This is a genomic window from Roseibium aggregatum (assembly GCF_017309185.1).
Lineage (GTDB): Bacteria > Pseudomonadota > Alphaproteobacteria > Rhizobiales > Stappiaceae > Roseibium > Roseibium aggregatum_B.
Map to the genome: position 1 here is coordinate 463,034 of NZ_JAEKJZ010000003.1, position 19,743 is coordinate 482,776.

The 19,743-nt window shown below is 61.0% G+C and carries 19 protein-coding genes; 10 read left to right on the top strand and 9 right to left on the bottom strand.

Going from position 1 to position 19,743, the window contains the following annotated elements:
• Window positions 1-12 precede the first annotated feature (12 nt).
• The 9 genes from JF539_RS17295 to JF539_RS17335 form a co-directional block, all read right to left on the bottom strand.
• Window positions 13-780 (bottom strand): FkbM family methyltransferase, encoded by a 768-nt coding sequence (locus tag JF539_RS17295; protein ID WP_207141941.1) that lies wholly within the window; start codon window positions 778-780, stop codon window positions 13-15.
• 240 nt (window positions 781-1,020) lie between these two features.
• Window positions 1,021-1,509, bottom strand: coding sequence for a cyanase (gene cynS / locus JF539_RS17300; RefSeq protein WP_207141942.1), 489 nt, complete (start codon window positions 1,507-1,509; stop codon window positions 1,021-1,023).
• A 36-nt stretch (window positions 1,510-1,545) separates the two neighbouring features.
• Entirely contained in the window at window positions 1,546-2,745 is a 1,200-nt protein-coding gene (locus JF539_RS17305) for an NAD(P)/FAD-dependent oxidoreductase (protein WP_207141943.1), read from the bottom strand.
• A gap of 76 nt (window positions 2,746-2,821) precedes the next feature.
• Window positions 2,822-3,673 (bottom strand): sulfurtransferase, encoded by an 852-nt coding sequence (locus JF539_RS17310; protein ID WP_419247686.1) that lies wholly within the window; start codon window positions 3,671-3,673, stop codon window positions 2,822-2,824.
• A gap of 85 nt (window positions 3,674-3,758) precedes the next feature.
• The gene (locus JF539_RS17315; RefSeq protein ID WP_207141945.1) at window positions 3,759-4,898 is read right to left on the bottom strand and encodes an acyl-CoA dehydrogenase family protein; all 1,140 of its coding nucleotides are present in this window, start codon (window positions 4,896-4,898) and stop codon (window positions 3,759-3,761) included.
• A gap of 72 nt (window positions 4,899-4,970) precedes the next feature.
• Window positions 4,971-5,510, bottom strand: coding sequence for an OsmC family protein (locus JF539_RS17320; protein WP_207141946.1), 540 nt, complete (start codon window positions 5,508-5,510; stop codon window positions 4,971-4,973).
• A 46-nt stretch (window positions 5,511-5,556) separates the two neighbouring features.
• Window positions 5,557-6,375: an ABC transporter permease gene (locus JF539_RS17325; protein ID WP_419247687.1), complete on the bottom strand. Its 819-nt coding sequence runs from the start codon at window positions 6,373-6,375 to the stop codon at window positions 5,557-5,559.
• A 56-nt stretch (window positions 6,376-6,431) separates the two neighbouring features.
• Window positions 6,432-7,718 carry an ABC transporter substrate-binding protein gene (locus tag JF539_RS17330; RefSeq protein WP_207141947.1) on the bottom strand — a complete coding sequence of 429 codons (1,287 nt, stop codon included), beginning with the start codon at window positions 7,716-7,718 and terminating at the stop codon, window positions 6,432-6,434.
• 36 nt (window positions 7,719-7,754) lie between these two features.
• Window positions 7,755-8,597, bottom strand: a complete 843-nt coding sequence (locus tag JF539_RS17335; protein ID WP_207141948.1) for an ABC transporter ATP-binding protein — start codon at window positions 8,595-8,597, stop codon at window positions 7,755-7,757.
• 308 nt (window positions 8,598-8,905) lie between these two features.
• Here JF539_RS17335 and JF539_RS17340 point away from each other — a divergent pair, with 308 nt between their 5' ends.
• The 10 genes from JF539_RS17340 (at window position 8,906) to JF539_RS17385 (ending at window position 19,490) form a co-directional block, all read left to right on the top strand.
• Entirely contained in the window at window positions 8,906-9,496 is a 591-nt protein-coding gene (locus tag JF539_RS17340; RefSeq protein WP_328809260.1) for a TetR/AcrR family transcriptional regulator, read from the top strand.
• Between the two features lie 427 nt (window positions 9,497-9,923).
• On the top strand, window positions 9,924-10,406 hold the full coding sequence (locus JF539_RS17345; protein WP_207141949.1) for a molybdopterin-dependent oxidoreductase: 483 nt from the start codon (window positions 9,924-9,926) through the stop codon (window positions 10,404-10,406).
• 46 nt (window positions 10,407-10,452) lie between these two features.
• Window positions 10,453-12,417 carry a putative bifunctional diguanylate cyclase/phosphodiesterase gene (locus tag JF539_RS17350; protein WP_207141950.1) on the top strand — a complete coding sequence of 655 codons (1,965 nt, stop codon included), beginning with the start codon at window positions 10,453-10,455 and terminating at the stop codon, window positions 12,415-12,417.
• 436 nt (window positions 12,418-12,853) lie between these two features.
• On the top strand, window positions 12,854-13,876 hold the full coding sequence (locus JF539_RS17355; RefSeq protein ID WP_207142059.1) for an ABC transporter ATP-binding protein: 1,023 nt from the start codon (window positions 12,854-12,856) through the stop codon (window positions 13,874-13,876).
• 32 nt (window positions 13,877-13,908) lie between these two features.
• A complete protein-coding gene (locus tag JF539_RS17360) occupies window positions 13,909-14,805 on the top strand; it encodes an ABC transporter permease (protein WP_207142060.1) in 897 nt (298 codons plus the stop codon).
• A complete protein-coding gene (locus JF539_RS17365; RefSeq protein ID WP_207141951.1) occupies window positions 14,802-15,617 on the top strand; it encodes an ABC transporter permease in 816 nt (271 codons plus the stop codon). Before JF539_RS17360 ends, JF539_RS17365 begins: the two co-directional genes overlap by 4 nt.
• Before the next feature lie 34 nt (window positions 15,618-15,651).
• On the top strand, window positions 15,652-16,686 hold the full coding sequence (locus tag JF539_RS17370; RefSeq protein WP_207141952.1) for an extracellular solute-binding protein: 1,035 nt from the start codon (window positions 15,652-15,654) through the stop codon (window positions 16,684-16,686).
• Between the two features lie 194 nt (window positions 16,687-16,880).
• Window positions 16,881-17,198: a hypothetical protein gene (locus JF539_RS17375; RefSeq protein WP_207141953.1), complete on the top strand. Its 318-nt coding sequence runs from the start codon at window positions 16,881-16,883 to the stop codon at window positions 17,196-17,198.
• Between the two features lie 49 nt (window positions 17,199-17,247).
• Window positions 17,248-18,156, top strand: a complete 909-nt coding sequence (locus JF539_RS17380) for a MurR/RpiR family transcriptional regulator (protein WP_207141954.1) — start codon at window positions 17,248-17,250, stop codon at window positions 18,154-18,156.
• Entirely contained in the window at window positions 18,153-19,490 is a 1,338-nt protein-coding gene (locus JF539_RS17385) for an aspartate aminotransferase family protein (protein WP_207141955.1), read from the top strand. The genes JF539_RS17380 and JF539_RS17385 overlap by 4 nt, the downstream gene beginning before the upstream one ends.
• The last annotated feature ends 253 nt before the right edge of the window (window positions 19,491-19,743 follow it).

Below are 19,743 nucleotides of genomic sequence, written 5' to 3' on the forward strand. Positions count from 1 at the left end.
CAGTCTCCTCGTCTAAACTGAGCGATAGATTTCGTCTCTGCCGATGAATTCGATCACTTCGTAGCCCTTGCCGGCCATGAACCGGGCGATGTCCGGGGTGTCGGTATTGTTCTCGATGCTCCAGGCTTCCACGCGGATGGTGTCGAACGGGAAAGTTTCCAGAACCGCCCATTCTCCACCCTCGATATCCAGGGAAAGATAGTCGATCCGCTTGATATTCGCTTCCTCCAAAAGATCCCGGATGGGCCTCACCGGGACAGGGACGCGCCTTTCCCGATGCGCGGGGTTTTGGCGAACCGTTTCAAGCATTGTCTGTTCGTAGCTTTCTGCCAGGCCGCTCATCTGGGTGTAGCCGTCGAAAACCTCGATGAAGGTGGCTTCCGCCGGAGCGCGCCCCACTGCGCATTGACGACAGGCGCAGCGGCGGGTCCTGCTGGCGGTCTCGAAAGGCGAGGACGCAGGTTCCACAAGAAGCCCGGTCCATCCAAGGTGTTGCTCGAAGAAGAGCGTGTTCGATCCGGTGATGCCGTCGTATCCACCGATGTCGACGAATGTGCCTTTGTATTTTCCTTTGAAAATCTCTTCGTGGAGAAACCGGTCCTGACCTGACTGGCTGAAATAGTCCCGATGGAGGCCAAGCGCTTTTTCGACACTCCAAAGGTCGTGCATCAGGCGGCCGCGGGGCGGTCCGAAAACCTTGTCCAGGTCCGCCGAAAGCCGCGTTCGCAACGGGTTGAGGTCCTCCGGGCTTGCCTCAGGGAAGGACAAGTGAGTGGCCATGCGCGACCTCATCTGGCCAGGGTCAGGCGGTGCCGGGAAGAAGCGCACGCAAGACTTGAAGGAAATAAATGTCCCGGAAGCTTACCGCGTCGAAGGATCGGGTAACACAAGAATTTTGCAGCGACTGGCCCGTGCTCTCTCCGGAGCCCGGCGAACTGGGGTTGGAACGCCAATAATATAAAAAGTCCGGCCCCCGTCGCGTGGAGGCCGGACCTTGGCATCAAGAATGCTGAGGCCGTGTCAGTCTTCCTTGAGGCCCAGCGGGGGGATGCCCTGCTCGGCGCCGTAGTACTTGTAGGGCAGGAACTTGCCGGACATCTTGATGGCGACACGGTCGCCTTTCGGGTCTGCAAGACGCTCCATCTCGAAATCGAAATCGATGGCCGACATGATGCCGTCGCCGAATTCTTCCTCGATCAGCGCCTTCCAGGCCGGAGCGTTGACCATGACCAGTTCGTAGAAGCGGTAGATCAGCGGATCGGTGGGCGGCATCGGCGTGCCCTGGCCGCGCATCGGAACCTCGTTGAGCATTTTTTCTTCCAGCTCGGTCAGGCCGAACAGGTCGGCGGCCGCCTTGGCAAGCGGCTTGACGAGCTTTTGCTGGCCGAGCAGGGCGCCGACGACGAGCACGGGGCTCATGCCGCCGATTTCGTCGGTGATGTACTTCCAGGTCCAGCCTTTCTCGCGTTTGATGTCGAGGATCTTTTCCGTCAGGTCGTCTCTCTTCATGGGGGTCTCCTTGGTTAGAGCTATCGGGGTTGGAGGTCAGCCAGTCGCCGTGGCGGCGGGCCTGGATGAAGGTTGCGCGGGAGCGCCCTGGAGCTCGCGGCGGGCCAGCATATGGGCGCGTGGCGCGTTCACCGCGTCCACGGCGATGAGGCAGTCGTCCCTGAAATAGCGCAGCGAGAAGCTTCCCGAGGCCGGGTCGCCGTCGAGTTCCGTCCGGTCGTACCCTTCAGACAGGCCCGCGATCTGCAGCTTGGCGTCATACTGGTCGCTCCAGAACCAGGGCACGGGATCGTAGGGAACGGTCTCGCCCAGCATGCTTCCGGCGGCGATCTTCGCCTGATCGATCGCGTTTTGAACGCTTTCGAGGCGAATGATCCGGCCGTAGCGGGCGGACGGGAACAGGGTGCAATCGCCGGCCGCATAGACATCGGGAGCGCTGGTGCGGGCGAAGGCATCGACCTGGATGCCGCCGGAAACGGTCAGTCCGGCTTCCTGGGCCAGTTCGGTCACCGGTTCGGCGCCCACGGCCATCAGGACGAGGTCGGCGGGGCGTTGCGTTCCGTCGCTCAGTTCGACAGCGGATACCCGACCGTCTCCTACGATCCGCTTGACGCCCGTTTCCAGAAGAAGGGCGACGCCGTTCTCCCGGTGGAGCTGGTGAAAATGCTCGGAAATCATCGGAGCGACCGAGCGTTCCATGGCACGCGGGCGGGCCTCGACGACACTGACCGTCTTGCCGAGTTTCGCGGCGACCGCGGCGAATTCCATGCCGATGTAACCGGCGCCGAGAATGACGATGTTTTGTGCGTCCTGGAGCGGGCCGCGGATTGCGGCGACGTCCTGCATCGTGCGCAAGGAGAAGACACCATCGAGGTCCGCGCCCTCCAGCGGGATCTTCCGAGCCCGTGTGCCGGTCGCGATCAGAAGGCTTGAGTAGGAAAGTCCGGAGCCGTCGCCAAGGGTCACGCGGTGATTGTCCGGGTCGATCGCTGCGACCTTTTCGGCCGGGCGGAGGTCGATGGACGCCGTCTCGAAATAGGCCCGCGGCCTTAGAAACAGACGCTCCTCGTCCATTTCGCCTTTCAGGTAGGCCTTGGAAAGCGGCGGGCGCTGATAAGGCAGGTATGGCTCGTCGCCGATCATGACGAGACCGCCGTCATAACCTTTCTGGCGCAGGGTTTCGGCGGCCTTAAGGCCGGCTTGTCCGGTGCCGATAATGAGAATGGGCGCGCTCATGGCTTGTCAGTTCTTAACGTTCGAATGGAATTTGGCGGGGCATGGGGCGCAATAGCGTCCCATGCCGGGCAGACGATCAGTAGGGGAGGCCTTCCTCGATCGGCAGGGACGGGTCGCGGGACCATTCGTTCCAGGAGCCGAAGTAGATCTTGACGTCCTTCACGCCCGCTTCCTTGAGCGCCAGATAGGTGTTGGAGGCGCGGGCGCCCTTGAAGCAGTAGAGAGCGACCGGCGTTTCCGGGGTGATGCCCACGGTCGCGCATTCCGCCAGCACTTCTTCCTTGGTCTTGATCATCGGGCCGTCCGCGGTCGGCTTCATCATCCGGTACCACTCGATCCAGCGAGCGCCGGGAATGCGGCCCTTGCGCGGGCAGAAGTCCTTGCCGTAGGGCGAGGAGCTTTCGGCGATCCATTCGTCGATGTCGCGCACGTCGAGCTTGACGACCTTCTCGTCCTTGACGGCGTCCAGCATTGCGGCGGTGTCCATCATGAGATCCTTGCCGGTTTCCGGCAGGGGGAAGGTCTTCGGTTCGGGCGCGGGAGCGTCGGTCGAGGTTGCGAGGCCGGCGGCCTCCCAGGCAGCAAAACCGCCATGCAACACCTTCACCTTCGGATAACCGAGATACTGCAGCAGGAAGTAGCCGCGGCAGGACTGGCCGAAGCCGGTGTTCATGGACTGCTCGTAGATGACGGCGGTTTCTTCGCCCGACAGGCCGACGGAGCCGAATTCCTCGGCGAACTTGCTGCGCAGTTCGGCGATGCCCTCCGGCGTGGAGGTGGCCAGATAGGTGAAGATGTCATGCAGGTTGACGGCGCCCGGAACATGGCCGGCGGCAAAAGCGTCCGGAGCCCGCGTGTCGATCACCACGCAGGGTTCGGCCGCAACCAGCGCCTCGAGCTCCTGGGGAGAAATCAGGGTCTTTTCAATCATGCTGTCTTGCCTTTCTTGTGAGATGCCGGCCGGGGGCGGTCCCCAGCCGCGTTGTCTTGTGACTTCCTTCCGCGCGGCTTCTTCAGGCCGCTTCAAAATCCGCGAGCATTTTTCGAAGCTGTTTGGTGGCAGGCGTGACGATGGCGACAAAATAGGCTTCCCTCAGACGGCGCTGGGCCGCGCCGCGCTTGACGTAGCCGCGGGCGCCGCAATGGAGCATGGCGTTGTGCGCGGCTGCGACGGAAGCGTCTCCGGCGGCCAGACGCGCCTCGATCACCCGTTTGAAAAACTCCGGAGAAGGGTCGTACGGGGTTGCGCACAGGCTGTAGACCTCGTCTTCCATCTTGGCCAAAGTCTCCCGGAAATCGTCCGGCTGGTCCGGCAGATGGCAATTGACATGGGAGAGATTGGCGCCTGCCTGCTCCATCAGCTCGATGCAGTTCCTGATCAGGCCGAAGGCCATGCCTGCCTGGAGCAGAATGAAGCCGGCGCGGATCCTCGGGATGTAGTCGGAGATCGGATCGGCGAGGACATGCTCGTCGGGAATGAAGGCCTGACGGAACTGGATGGCGAAGGTGCGGGTGCCGTCCAGAGCGACGAATTCATCGTTGGCGACGATCTTGGTGTTTTCGTTTGAACAGTCGGCGACGGCCATGACCATTTTGCCGTCTTCGCCCGGAAGCGAGAAGACGATCCCGAAATAGTGATCCTCGCCCAGGTTGGAGACCCAGGGCAGCATGCCGGTCACGGAGAAACCGCCGGGAACGCGTTCGGCCTTGAGCTTCAGGCGCTCGATGCCGAAGAGGGTCTTCATGGGGTTGGACAGTCCCGTACCGCCCAGGGCCTCACCGGTCAGAAGTTTCGGGCCGATCGTGGTCTTCAAGGTGGAATTGTCGCTGTTGGCGATGTACCAGGCGAGCGCATCCTGACACCACACGCAGAACGCCGTGGACAGGCAGTGCTCGCTGACCTCGGACATGGCGCGGACGGACGTCCCGATGTCGATGCCGCCGCCATCCACCATGGGTGCGTGCGCGGAATAGGCGCCGGCCTGCCCCAGGGCGCGCATGAAGTCCTCCGGGTAATGACCCTTGAGATCGATATCGTGAACCAGAGGGGCCAGATCCTTTTGGGCCATCTGGCGGACGGTCTCGACCAGTCCGGCCGCGTCCGGTATCGGGCCGGATACCTGTGCCGGTTGGACGCCAAGCTGTACGTTCATTTTCGTTACTCCTAGAAAAGGCCCCTCCGAAAGGCAGCCTGCCCCCGGCTGCTTGGGGGCAGGTCAATGCTGTCAGACGGACTCGGCGACCATGTTCACCGGCCGGGAGAAGGTGTTGAACACCGGCGACCACTGGCAGACATGGGCGATCAGTTCGTCGATGGTTTCCTGCGGAGCGTCCGCGTCCATGTGGACCTTGATGCGCACATCGGTGAAGCCGACAGGCTTCTCGCTGGTGTCGCCGGTGCCCCAGACAGCGGTGATGTTGAGATCGCCTTCCAGCTCCACTTCGAGTGTTGTGATGGTGATGCCCCGGTGGACGGCATTGGCGTGCAGGCCGACGGCGATGCAGGAGCCGAGCGCGGCGAGGGAAGCCTCAGAGGGGTTCGGCGCGGTGTCGTCGCCAAGCAGGCCCGGGGGCTCGTCAACGATGTAGGGCTGCAGGTCGCGGATGTAGTTGGCGTGACGGAAGCGGCCTTCGGCCACGGTCTTGCACTTGAGGGTCTTGACCGCCTTGGGGTCGGCCTTGCCCTTTTCGATCAGGCCTTCCAGACCGTCCTTGTCGATCGGAGCAAGGCACCCGGTCAGGGCCGTTGCGGGTTCGTTGGACATTTCACTCTCCTTGGGTTGCGACGCCGGATTGTCCGGCGCCATTGGGTTAGTCCTCGCGGTGCCAGCTCAGACGCGCGATGGCCTGCTGGCAGAGGAAATCGAGGCCGAAGCCGATGATGCCGATGACCACGACGGTGGCGGCCAGACGGTCGTATTCGAGGGTGTCGCGGGCGTCGTTGATGGCGTAGCCGAGGCCCGATGTGACGCCGAGATATTCGGCCGGGACGAGCACCACCCAGGCGACGCCGAGCGCCAGCCGGATGCCGGTCAGAATGTCCTGGGAGATCGCCGGCAGGATGATGGTGAACAGCATGTGCCAGGGACGGGCGCCGAGATTGCGCGCGACCTTGAACCAGGCAGGATCGACCCTTTTCAGTCCGGCGGCGGTGGAAAACAGAACCGGCCATACCGCGGCAATGCCGATCAGGAAGACAATCGCTCCGTCCCAGGTGGCGAAGGCCATCACCGCGATCGGCATCCAAGAGAGGGGCGAGATCATGCGCAGGAACTGGAACGGAATATTCGTCAGCTTGCGCGCCTGATGAAACCAGCCGATGAGAATGCCGGTCGGCACTCCCACCGCGACCGCCCACAGCAGGCCCAGACCGACACGGTAAAGGCTTGGAATGGCCATGTCGGCGGCTTCGCCGGTGGCGATCATCTCGTGGAGCCGGGCGAACGTCGGCCCGGGGGCGAAATCCGTAAAGGCGAAGAGATCCGGATTGGACTGCGCAATCCGTCCGCCCAGCCACCACAGCACGATGAGCAGGGCCATCCCGCCCAGGGCATAGGCCAGGTCCACGGCAAGCGCGGCCGCCCTGGCATGCCCCGAAACGCGTTCGCGGACGGGGCCCGCCGTTTCCACCCCGGTCTCGACCGGGGTGGGGGGCGTTGCTTCCTGAAGGAGGGCGGAGGACTGGGTCACAGCGCCAGGACCTCCTCACGCTCGTAAGGATTGTCGGGATTAACGGACGGATCGTTCTTCCACTCGGGGTTCTTCTCGAGCGCGGTCTTGACGAAGCTGCGATCGACCAGATCGTCGGCGACAAATTCCGGGTCGAGCGCGCCGAGGAAGGTCTTGTCGCCGCCGACAACCGTTTCCTTCATCTGTTCCACCGTCAGCTTGGTGGCGGACGGATAAGGCCAGGGCTGGAAGTCGATGCGGCCGTTGCCCCAGTCGTCCACGTGCTGGACCGCACCGCTCGTGCGGTAGCTTTCCAGGTCGTATTCGGTCATGGCGCGGGTGACGACCGGCGCGGGCGCGGGCAGGTAGCCCTCGCCGTTCTTGGAGATGATTTCGGCGACTTCGGCCTTGTTGTTGGACGCGTAGATCGCGCCGCGAACCACGGCGTTGACGACTTTCTGGGTCCATTCCGGACGCGCCTTGGTGGCCTCCTCGTGCATGCACAGGACGCAGCAGGGGTGGTTCTTCCAGATGTCGCCGGTGAAGCGCAGCATGCGGGCGCCGGCCTTCATTTCGCCGAGCGCGTTGAACGGTTCGGCGACGATATAGGCGTCGAGTTTTTTGGCGGCGAGGGCGGCCGGCATTTCAGGCGGCGGCAGGACCTGAAGGTTGCACTCGTCGGCGGCCAGCGTCTCGCCGTCGCCCTTGATGACCGGCTTGATGCCTGACTGGCGCAGAGCATATTGCAGCACGATGTTGTGCATGGAGTACCAGAAGGGCACCGCCACCTGCTTGCCGCCAAGCTGGGAGAAATCGGTGATGTCTGTGTGGCGGCCGACCACCAGACCGGAGCCGTTGGTGTGCGCCCAGGCCATGATCTTGACCGGGAAATTGTTGTTGTAGCGCATCCAGATCGGGATCGGATTGAGGAAGTGCACAACGTTGAACTTGTTGGAGACAAAGCCTTCGATCAGCGGCGACCAGCCGCGGATCAGGGTCGGGCGCTCCGCTTCCAGGCCCTCGTCCCCGAAGAAGCCCTTGGCATGGGCGACCAGGAGCGCGGTGGCGTCGGTGATCGGCAGGTAGCCGATACGAACGACCTCGTCTTCCTGGGCATAGGACATCTGCGGCAGGCTTGAGAGCAGGCCGGAGAGGGAAGCGAACAGACCGCCCTTGGCGAACATGCTGAGCATCTGGCGGCGGGAGTAGTCGCCGGCATAGGCTTCGCCGGCCCATTTTTGCATGGCCCAGTCGAACTCGCTGGTGTTGAGGCTGTCTAGATACTGCTTTTCATGGGTACTCATAGGCGGATGCCCCTTATGCTCAGGTGGTGGTCGGGATCAGTTGAAGGTTCCGTCGGCCGGTATACGGATGTCGTCCGTTTCGGCGGCCGGTTCGTTCTGGCTGGAGAAGGCGTCCGCATCCGCCATGGCGAGGCCGGCGGCTTCCTCGTAGGCCGCCACAAGCCGGTTGCGGATGCCGGCGAAAGCGGGGGTGGAGGGACTGCGGTCACCCGGGATGGGGATGGGGAGTTCCTTGTGGATCCGCCCCGGATTGGCCTTCAGCACGAAGGCCCGGTCGGCCATCATGACGGCCTCGTTGATGTCGTGAGTGACGAGCACCAGCGTGATGCCCCGGTCGGCGGCGATCCTGCGGATGTCGCGCTGAAGCGCGTGACGGGTGAAGGCGTCGAGCGCCGACAGCGGCTCGTCGAGCAACAGGACCTGCGGGTTGAGAGCCAGAGAGCGGGCGAGCGCCACCCGTTGCTGTTGCCCGCCAGAGAGATCCTGGACGTTGCGTTTGGCGTAGGCCTCAAGTTCGACCAGGGCCAGCAATTCCGGAATCCGCGCCTTCGCTTCGCGCATGCGGCCATTGAACTTCAGGCCGATGGCGATGTTCTGCTCCACGCTCATCCAGGGATAAAGGCTCGGCGTCTGGAACATCATGACCCGGCTGGGCGAGGGTGCGTCAACAAGCGCGCCGTCCACATACACTTTTCCCTGGCTCGGCTGGGACAGGCCGGAAAGAATGTGCAGCAAGGTAGACTTCCCACAGCCCGAGCGCCCGATCAGCGCAACGGCTTCGCCCGGCTGGATTTCAAGGTCGATTCCGGCCAGCGCCTGCGTCGCCCCGCGCCTGTAGGTGTGGGAGATGCCTGTAGCCTTGATATGTGCGCCCTTCATCTGCCCGCTCCCTAAAAGAAACATACCGTTCTGTTTTCATCGAGCCTTGTTAAGCAGGGATCGTGCCAAATGCCGAAAAGCGGAGGTTATGGTTGAGATTCAATGGCAACCTGCCTTTTGTCGCAGGATGGAATGTTTCAAGAATGGCTATTTTCAGGTCTTCTGCACGGAAAATAGCCTAATTTAAAGGCGAGTGTACTTCGTGTGCACCCGCTCGGAGAGGCGTTAAGACTGCAGGTAAAGATTGCAGTGCGGCTCGCCCTGGGCTATATAAAAGGAAACCGATCTGTAGCTTTTTGGAGGGTCCTGTGAGTCTTGTCGCAGAGATGAATGTCAGCGAAGGCGGCCGTGGGCAGGCGCGCGAGCGCCTGCTGCTGGCCGCCTCGGACCTGTTTTGCCGGCATGGGATCAACGCGACCGGCGTTGACGCGGTTGTGACCGCTGCGGGGACGGCCAAGACCACTCTCTACAAGGCCTTCGGGTCCAAGGAGGGGCTGGTGGAGGCGGTTCTGGAGCGCGAAGGGGAGTTGTGGCGCCAGTGGTTCGTCGATGAAGTGGACGCTATTCCCGGTGACGCGTCCAACAAGCTGGTGGATCTCTTCGATGTGCTCAAGCGCTGGTTCTGCGAGGAGAACTTTTTCGGTTGTCCGTTCATCAATGCCATTGGCGAACACGACAAGAACGATGACCGCCTGCGCGATATCGCCCTGCGGCACAAGGGTATCGTCCTCGACAAGATCCGCGAACTGGCCCGTCAGGCCCGTCCGGCCGACCCGGAGGGGCTGACGCACGAACTGGCCCTTCTGATCGATGGCGCCATCGTCGCCGCGCTGCTCACGCGCGACCCGAGCGTCGCCGATCACGCCAGAAACGCTGCCGCCCGCATTCTCATGAAGTGACGATTCTGGATTCTGTCTCTTCGGTTGAGCGGATCACTTTGGTTGCTGCCGGGGCGGATATCGGGCCGGCATCGGGAAAGACACTCGGTGCGCTGTGGTGGAAAGGCCGTTCGACTGACAGTCGTCGCGTCTTTCAGGAGGTCGCGCGCGTTTGCCGTTCTGGTGATGGTAAAAATTTCCGGGAAGGGCAATTTTGTTTTTCGGGCCCGGTAAATCTTCTTCATTGGTAAAATTTTCGTTGTTGATTGATTTATGTTGCTGCTTCTGGTGTCGATAGAAGTTAATATGCTGTGATAAGTCCCAATGACATTATTTTCTATTTTGATTTTTTTGATTTAATTCGACCTCAATTCTTTGGGTTTGAAAATAGATATTAAACGACTGATGCCTATACTGCCTTTTAGTCAATTTGGCACGAGAGAGTGGTATGGGCCGTCTGTTTCTTTGTACGCTTACTATCAAGCTGATCCTGATCTTCTGTGCACCGTCCCATGGACAGTCCGGCCAGGCGATCTTGTCCGTTTCGGGAAATATCGCGGCTGGGCAGATCGATCTCACGCGTGACGATCTGGAGCGGCTTCCGCAGAGCCAGATCAGGACCGGCACCCCCTGGCACAAGGGAATCGTCACGTTCGAGGGGCCTCGGCTTTCCGACCTTATGAAGATGGTCGGAGCCAGCGGCGAAACGGTCGAAGTCATAGCGCTCAACGACTATAGCGCCAGCTTGCCGTTCTCCGACTTCGATGCCTTCAATCCCATTCTCGCTCTCAAGGAAAATGGGCAATTCATGACGGTTCAAAGCAAGGGGCCGCTGTTTGTCGTCTATCCCTTCGACGACCGGCCGGAACTCAAGACAAAACTGTATTTCGCTCGGTCGGTCTGGCTTGTGCGGGCTCTCAAGATCAACTGAGAAACAAACATGAGCCTTGGTTGAAACCATTGTAAAAGGCCCGGCAATGCATCGTTCTTTTTTCACGGTCCTGTTGTCCGCAGTTTTTCTGCTGATCGTTCTCGTGACATTCCGTCTGCACGAAAGTCTGCATGACACGCAATCTGAGACGATCGGCCGGACCATGCAATACGATGCTGCCTGGAACGGAGCCAATGGCCGGCTGGAATTTTACCAACTGATCGCGTCGGCGCAAAAATTCCTTCTCGATCCGTCCGAAACCAACCTGAGGGACACGGAGCTCAGATACGATATCCTGGTGTCTCGGATATCGGTCTGGGAGGGCGAAGGGTTCCAGGCCTTCCTCGGCACAAGGCCGGACCTCCGGGAGGTTTTCAACGAGCTGAAGCACAGCCTAACGGATCTCGAGTCTTCGCTTCGAGACCTGTCCGATCCGGCTCGCTTGGAGACTTTTCTGGCAACTCTGGAAGACCTGAAGCCGAACCTGGACCGGCTCGCGTCCGAAGCCTATCGCGGAAATCTTGAACTGAATGCGACGGCTCATGCCGACTTGCTGGAAAGCTTCCGGCTCGAGGCCCTCTTTTTTATCGGCGTCTTGAGCTTTGAGACCCTGCTGCTGGTGATTGCGCTTCTGCAGAACAATTCCTTGTCCGCCGCAAACCGGAGGATACGAAAGAACGCAGAGGAACTGGCCTTTCTGGCGCACAACGATTCCCTCACCGGCCTGCCGAACCGCGACTATTTCAAGGACATTCTGAAAGAAACCGGCAATACGGACGCCCAAGACCATGAAATTGCGGTCTTTGCCCTGGATCTGGACGGTTTCAACGTCATCAACGACACCGTCGGTCATTCCGGCGGTGATGCGCTTCTGACGGCGGTCGCGGAACGGCTGAAACGCCGCGCGGTCAGACTGGATAGCCGCAATGTCGTGGCCCGCCTCGGCGGCGACGAGTTTTTGCTTCTTGTTCACAAAGGGCACGGGGCGCCCGGGTTCGACGAGATCGCCGGTTCCATCATTGACTGGTTTTCCGAGCCCTTCAGGACAGAGGCCGGAAACATGCTCGTCCACGCGTCCGTCGGCTATACCGTTGTTACGCCGAATGAAGAGGACCCGCAGAATATCCTCAAGGATGCCGATCTTGCGCTCAACGCGGCCAAAGCCGGCGGGAGAGGCGGTATTGCGAAATACGATCTCGACATGCGGCAGCTTCTGGAGCAGCGTACCTGGATCGAGAAGGAGCTCGACTTCGCGCGCTGGCGAAACGAAATCGTTCCCTATTATCAGCCGCAAATCGATCTCGAGAGCGGTGAGGTGGTCGGATACGAGGCTCTGGCGCGATGGGATCACCCGAGACGCGGTTTGCTGGGGCCGGATGCGTTCATCAAAATTGCCGAGATCAGTGGAGACATCGCCTGGATGGGGGAGGGCATTCTTCGAGCCGCGTGCACCGATATCCAGCAGATTTCCACCACGGCCCGGGTTTCCGTCAATCTGTCCATCGCGCAACTCGTCGGCACCGATATCGTGTCGACTGTCAAACGGGTTCTCGAAGAGACAGGACTGCCTCCCCGGCGTCTGACGCTCGAAATCACCGAGAGCATCGCCATGCTGAACGAGGATCTGATCTTCGACGCGCTGCGCGAGCTCCAGAAAACCGGAATCGCGATTGCGCTGGACGATTTCGGCACAGGCTATTCGTCCCTGTCCAAGATCGGCCAGTTCAGATGGGACGAACTGAAGATCGACAAGAGCTTCGTCCCGGAAAACCAGGGTAACGAAGTCCTTTTCGCGATCGTTGAGTTCCTGCGCAAAATCTCCAGACAGATCGACTGCAAGCTGGTCGTTGAAGGTGTGGAAACGGAGGCGCAGCGAGACTTGTTCGCGAAACTCGGGTGTCAGATCGCCCAGGGCTACCTCTTCGGACAACCGGCCCCCGCATGGAATTTTATGGACGCCCAGGCGGAGAACGTCCGGCAAACAGCCGGCAAGCAATTGTCTCGCCGCTGAATTAAGTGACCCGATCGCCAGCGCCGCTCGTTTGCTCAAAAATAGTGCTGGAGAATGGCAGGAGACAATTCCGGAACACGGAAGGGAAGACACGGTAATTCAACCGTTTAAAGCTCCCCGTAATCAGGGGATCCGCATTTGTTTTCTTAGTTTTGAAGTTTCTTGAACGCGCAAAAGCCATCTTGACAAATTTGTAGATTGGCTATGGCTTAATGTTTTGGGAGGCGTGTTGTTTTTTAGGGGTGTGTCCGGGAATGCGGACTTTTTCGGAATGTGAGTTTTTCCGTGCATATGGCATTTCCGGCGTGATCGTCCGGTCGTCGGATCGATTTCAAGGCACATTTGCCTGCACGCCTGGAGGCAGCTGGTGACAAACGAAGGCGTCGCGATATCCGCGCAAGCTGTCTCCAAGGTTTTCGGCACCGCGCCCAACGAAATGCGGGCGCTGGATGCCGTATCGGTGGACATCAGGCGCAACGAGTTTTTCACCCTGCTTGGACCGTCGGGCTGCGGCAAGACCACACTCCTGAGGATGATCGCGGGTTTCGAGGCTCCGACCGAGGGTGCGATCCTGCTGGAGGGCGCCGACATCACCGCCGAGCCGCCGTTCAAGCGGCCGGTGAACACCGTCTTTCAGAGCTATGCGCTGTTCCCGCACCTGACAGTGTCTGAAAACATTGCCTTCGGCCTGGAGATGCTTGGCCGGAGCAAGGCGGAGACCGAGACAGCCGTGCGCGAGATGCTGGCGCTGGTGCGCATGGAGGAAATGAGCGGACGTCTTCCGGCCCAGCTTTCCGGCGGCCAGCAACAGCGTGTCGCGCTCGCGCGCGCGCTGGCACCACGGCCTTCCGTCCTCTTGCTGGACGAGCCTCTGTCGGCCCTCGACCTTAAACTGCGCCAGCAGATGCAGATCGAGCTGAAGCGGATGCAGAGAGATACCGGCATCACCTTCATCTTCGTCACCCACGACCAGGAAGAAGCGCTGACCATGTCGGACCGGATCGGCGTCATGAACGGCGGAAAGATCCTTCAGGTCGGCAGTCCGCAGGAAATCTACAACCGTCCGGTCAACCGCTTCGTGGCGAGTTTCATCGGGGAATCCAATTTCCTCGACGCAGAGGTCGTGGAAAGCGGGCGGCCCGCGCGGGTGAAGCTTGCCGGAGGGGTCGAAATGGCGGCCGATTATCTGGAGGGCGAAACCCCGTCCGGAAAGGTAACGGTGACGGTCCGGCCGGAACAGATCGTTCTTGACCCGGCCGGGGGCGCGGAAGGGCTTGCCGGCAAGGTCACCAACACCCTTTATTTCGGTACCGATCTTTATTGCTACATCGATCTGGGCGGCGGAACCGAGCTTGTCGCCAGAACACCGGCCTCCGCCGGCGGCGAGGGTCTTCACAAGGTCGGCGATGCGGTGAACATCGGCTTCGCGCCCGGTGCGCTACGCATCGTGGGAGGCTGACCGTGACAAGGAAACCGCCTGAACCCGGAGTTCTGGAAGCCAGGCTCGAAGCGACGCGCGTCAAGCGCAACTGGTTGCTCTCCCTGCCGGCGCTTGTTCTGCTCCTGGTCGGCGCGTCCGGCCCGCTGCTCATCGTGCTGGTCTATTCCTTCATGGAACCGGGGGACTACAGCGGGGTCGTCTGGAAGCCAACCTTCGATGCCTGGGTGCAGATTTTCTTCAGCCGGGACATCTTCGACGACACGCTGGGGCTGGCCGACGCGCATCTGACGATTTTCTGGCGGTCCGTGCGGCTCTCGCTCCTGACCACGCTGATCACCATCGCCTTCGGATTGCCGACGGCCTATTTCATCGCCACGCGGCCCGGAAGGGCCCGGGTCTTCTGGCTGTTCCTGATCACGATCCCGTTCTGGACCAATCTCCTGGTGCGCACCTTCGCGATCCTGGAAATGATCCGCTCCGAAGGCCTGATCAACACCTGGCTGCAGAACCTCGGCCTGATCTCCGAACCGCTGCAGATCATGTATACCGACACGGCGGTCCTGATCGGCATGGCCTATGTCTATCTGCCGCTGATGGTACTGCCGCTCTATGCGGCCATCGAGCGCTTCGATTTCCGTCTGGTGGAGGCCGGCTACGACCTTTACGCCAACCGCTGGCAGGTCTTGCGCCGGGTCATCCTGCCCATCGTCAAACCGGGCATCGTCGCCGGGTCCATCCTCGTCTTCGTGCCGTCGCTTGGCGCCTATGTGACCCCAAGGGTGCTCGGCGGTGGCAAGAACATGATGATCGGCAACTTCATCGAGCTGCAGTTCGGGCAGGGCCGGAACTGGCCGCTGGGTTCGTCGCTGTCGATCCTGCTGCTTCTGATCGTGATGGTGGCGCTGCTGTTCTACGTGCGTGTCTCCACCCGGGAGAGCGAGCGATGAGAGGCGCAAAACCGTTTTCCATCCGGCGCATTCCGGGCTTTACCATGATCGCCGTCACCTGCTTCGTGCTGCTCTACGCGCCGATCCTGACCATTGTCGTCTATTCCTTCAACGCCGGGGACTCCGTGGCGCTCTGGAAGGGGTTTTCCCTCAAGTGGTATGTTGTCGCCGCCCAGAACCAACAGGTCCAGGAGGCCACGCTGCGCTCGCTGGTCATCGCGCTGGCGGCCTCCCTGATTTCGACGACGCTCGCCACGATGGCGGCATTGGGGACGACGCGGACACGCGGTTTTCCCGGCAGGACGGCGATCTACGTGATGATAAACCAGCCGCTGATGGTGCCGGAGATCGTCACCGCCGTGGCGCTTCTGATCTTCTTCGCCAGCATCAAGGTTGCCACCGGCTATACCGGCCTGGGCTATTTGATCCTTGCCCATTCCGCTTTCTGCATCCCCTTCGCCTATCTGCCGATACGCGCGCGCATGGAGGGGATGGACCTCTCTCTGGAATCCGCCGCCGCCGATCTTTACGCCACGCCCTGGCGGACCTTCCGGCGGATCACCCTGCCGCTGATGGCGCCGGGTATCGTTGCCGGCGCGATGCTCGCCTTCGTCATCTCTCTGGATGACGTCATCATCACCGAATTCGTCAAATCGGCCGGCCAGGATACGCTGCCGACCTACATGCTCGGCCAGTTGCGCCGGGCCATCACCCCGGAGGTGAACGCCATTTCAACGGTCCTGCTCGCGCTGACCGTCCTTCTTCTCACCGTGTTCTTCATTCTCTCAGGCAGGGGCACGGCGAAAAGCTGAAGAATCTAAAAATGCCGAAAGAGGGGAATTCATCATGCATCTCATTCGACTGACCACGGCAACGGCGGCGGCTTTGCTCGCCACGACGGCCCTGTCCTTCGCCGAAGGCGAACTCAACATCTACAACTGGGGCAACTATACCAACCCCGAGCTGATCAAGAAGTTCGAGGAAAAATACGACGTCAAGGTCACGCTGACCGACTATGATTCCAACACCACGGCGCTCACCAAGATCGAGGCCGGCGGCAGCGGCTTCGACATCGTCGTGCCGACCGGCAACTGGGTGCCGATTTACGTCGAAAAGGGCCTGCTGCTCGAAACGCGACCCGACCAGATGGAAAACTTCAAGAACGTCGCCGAGCGCTGGGTCGATGTGCCGTGGGATCCGGGCCGTCACTACACCGTGCCGTGGCAATGGGGCACGACCGGGGTTGCGGTCAACAAGACGTCCTATTCCGGCGATGTCAACACTTCGGCGATCTTCCTCGACCCCCCGGAAGAACTCGTCGGCAAGGTCAATGTCGTCCCGGAAATGAACGACATCATCAACATGACGATTTTCTACGTCGGCGGCGAGGCCTGCACGGAAGACAAGGAAGTGCTGAAGAAGGTGCGCGATACACTCGTGGCGGCCAAACCGAAATGGCTGTCGATGGACTACGGCACCACGGACAAGCTGAAGAGCGGCGAATACCAGGCGACGGTCAACTGGAACGGCTCCACCTTCCGCGCACGCCTGGAAAACCCGGAGGTGGTCTACGGCTATCCCAAGGAAGGCTATCCGCTGTGGATGGACGCCGTCGCCGTCCTGAAGGACGCCAAGAACGTCGAGAACGCCAAGCTCTTCCAGAACTTCATCATGGAACCGGAAAACGCGGCCCTGATCTCGTCTTTCGCCCGTTACGCCAACGGCATCAAGGGCTCCGAAGCCTTCATGCCGGAAGACATGAAGGGCGCGCCTGAACTCGACACCCCGGAAGACCTCCAGGCTGCCGGCCAGTTCATCCCGGTCTGCCCGAAATCGGCAAGGGATATCTACACGGCGATCTGGACGGAACTGCAGAAATAAGCCGATGAAAGAACGGCGGAGCGGCTCAAGCCGCTCTGCCGGAAAAAAGCTGCAACGTTTTCGAGTAACTTCCGGATTTATCCCGGGCTGCCCTCCGGCGCCCTGTTTAGTATGCCCCAATTTGCCGATGAGGACGCGGGTGGGCTCGCGCATGCCGGCGAAGGATCGCATCAGGGCCGAGATTCATCCTGGCCTTGAAGCCTGATGTCGGTGACGGGATTGCCGCCGGCGCAAGATTGAACCGGGCGCTGATGCCTTGGCTTTTCATCTCGGATCTTTTCACACCTGAGCAAACCTCGCGGCCTGTTTCGCTGACGGCTTCAAACGCCGCGCTTGGCTATGGTGTCCCATCAACATTGAAACATCTGCCGGGCAGCCATCAGTGCTTTTGTAACAGGACAACAGCATTTCCACCCGCCGTCGTGGCAATCGCGATCACTGGGTCTGGAACAGGCAGTGCGCCGTTCAATCCGGGCGGCTGGCGAGTAATCCATTTGTTGACTTTCTGTTAATTTTGAAACAAGTGTTGCAAGTTGCAAATGAGCGCGCAGGATCGATCTCATGCTCAAGCCGGCGCTTGCCGATCGGATTATCGAAAATTTCGGCGGTTTCCCGAAGGAGCTGAAAAAGGCGGCGCGTTTCGTCATCGACAACCCGAGCGACGTTGCGCTGCTGTCCATGCGCGAACAGGCACGGCGTGCCGGCGTGCAGGCCTCGACGATGACCCGGCTGGCGAAACAGCTCGGCCTGGAGGGGTACGATGCCGTACGGGAGGCTTATGCGGAAGCCGTGCGTTCCCCGGTGTCCGACTTTGCGGAAAAGGCACGGGACCAGCGACGGCTTCAGGCACTTGACGGCGACCAGGCCCTGGCCGCGAACATCATTTCATCCCTCAAGCAGCAGATCGACGCGCTGGGATCCCCGGAAAGGCTGGCCCAACTCACCGAGGCGGCGGCCCTGCTGGTGAACGCGCGGCGCGTGTTCTGCGTTGGCTTGAGGGCCAGCTATCCCATCGTCTGGCAACTCCACTACATCATGTCCCTCATCGGCGAAAAGACCGTCATGCTGGACGATGTCGCGGATACCGGAGCGGACAGGCTGCGTTTTGCGACGAAGGACGATGTCCTCTTTGCCGTCACCGTCCGCCCGTACACGCGGGTTACCCTGGATATTGCCGGTTACGCGCAAGCTAGAGGGGTCCCGGTCATCGCGCTGACGGACAGCGCCGTCTCGCCCCTTGCGAGCAACGCAGCCGTCAGCGTCATTGCCTCGACGGAAAGCTCCTCTTTCTTTCATACGATGACGCCCGCCTTCGCGCTCGCGGAAATTCTGGCGGGCCTCGTTGCCGGCCGCGAAGGCGACGAGGCGCTCGAAGCTCTCAGGCAGGCGGACGATTATCACGCCAGCCTCGACACCTATGTCACGACGCGCCCCCTGCCGGTGGCGCCAACTTCGAAAGACATCCGATGACACATCTTCTGCATCGAAATATCCGGTCAACACCTCCGGTCGCCGTCCGCGGCGAGGGAATTTATCTTTATGATCAGAGCGGCAAGTCCTATATCGACGCTTCGGGCGGCGCGGCGGTTTCCTGCCTCGGTCACGGGCATCCCGACGTTCTGAAGGCCCTGCACGCGCAACTTGACGCCATCGCCTACGCCCATACCGGGTTCTTTACGACGGAGGTGGCGGAAAAGCTGGCCGATCGCCTGATCGGCGACGCGCCGGAGGGGATCGACAAGGTCTATCTTGTCAGCGGCGGCTCGGAAGCCGTCGAGGCGGCCCTCAAGATGGCGCGGCAGTATTTCGTCGAAACCGGCCGCCCCCAGCGCCGCCATGTCGTGGCGCGCCGCCAGAGCTATCACGGCAACACGCTCGGGGCGCTCGCCGCCGGGGGCAACGAATGGCGCCGGGTTCAGTTTAGTCCGCTGCTCATCGAAACCCATCACATCGCGCCCTGCTATGCCTACAGATACCAGGAGGCGGGCGAAACGCTGGAGGAGTACGGCCAGCGCGCGGCGCAGGAGCTGGAGGACAAGATCCTGGAGCTCGGGGAAGACGCGGTCATGGCATTTGTCGCCGAACCGGTCGTGGGGGCGACGAGCGGCGCACTGACGCCGGCTCCGGGATATTTCCGTAGAATCCGCGAGATCTGCGACCGGTATGGCGTCCTGTTGATCCTTGATGAAGTCATGTGCGGCATGGGGCGGACCGGTACATTGCATGCCTGCGAGCAGGAGAATGTGCGTCCCGATCTTCTGACCATCGCAAAGGGTCTCGGCGGCGGCTATCAGCCGATCGGCGCGGTGCTGTTGAGCAAGGCGATTTTCGAGGCCTTCGAGACCGGATCAGGCTTTTTCCAGCACGGGCACACCTACATGGGCCACCCGATGGCCGCCGCAGCCGGGCTGGCCGTGCAGGAGATCATCCGCCGGGACAATCTGCTGGCGAATGTCGTGGCCATGGGCGAGCATCTTTCCACCTGCCTGAAGAACCGTCTCGGCCAGCATGCCAACGTCGGCGATATTCGCGGACGCGGATTGTTCCAGGCGGTAGAGCTTGTCAAGGACAGGGAAACGAAGGCGCCGTTCGACCCTGCGGTGAAACTCAATGTCCACATCAAGCGCGAGGCGATGGACCGGGGACTCATGGTCTATCCCATGGGGGGAACGATCAACGGACGCGACGGCGATCATGTCCTGCTCGCGCCCCCCTTCATTTCGACCAGGGCCGATATCGAGACCATTGCCGACCGGCTGGGCGCCGCGGTGGACGCGGCGATTGCTTCGGTCGGAAAAAGCTAGCGGCATGGGCGGTCGCGCTGCCCGGGGTCCTGATCCCGGAAGCGCCCGCGGGATAATGAATTGCATTCCAGCCCCATCGATCGTGCCGAACGGTTTGGGACTGGAGCTACGGAAATTCTGACGGTTGAGCTGAAAGAGGGTTGCACAATCAATCCCTGCATAGTTCTCTGTCAGAATTACCCTGGGGTAAAGGGAAGCAGCAAGACAGGTACCTCCCCGGGACTTTAAACGAAACTCGAAGCGAAAATTTTGA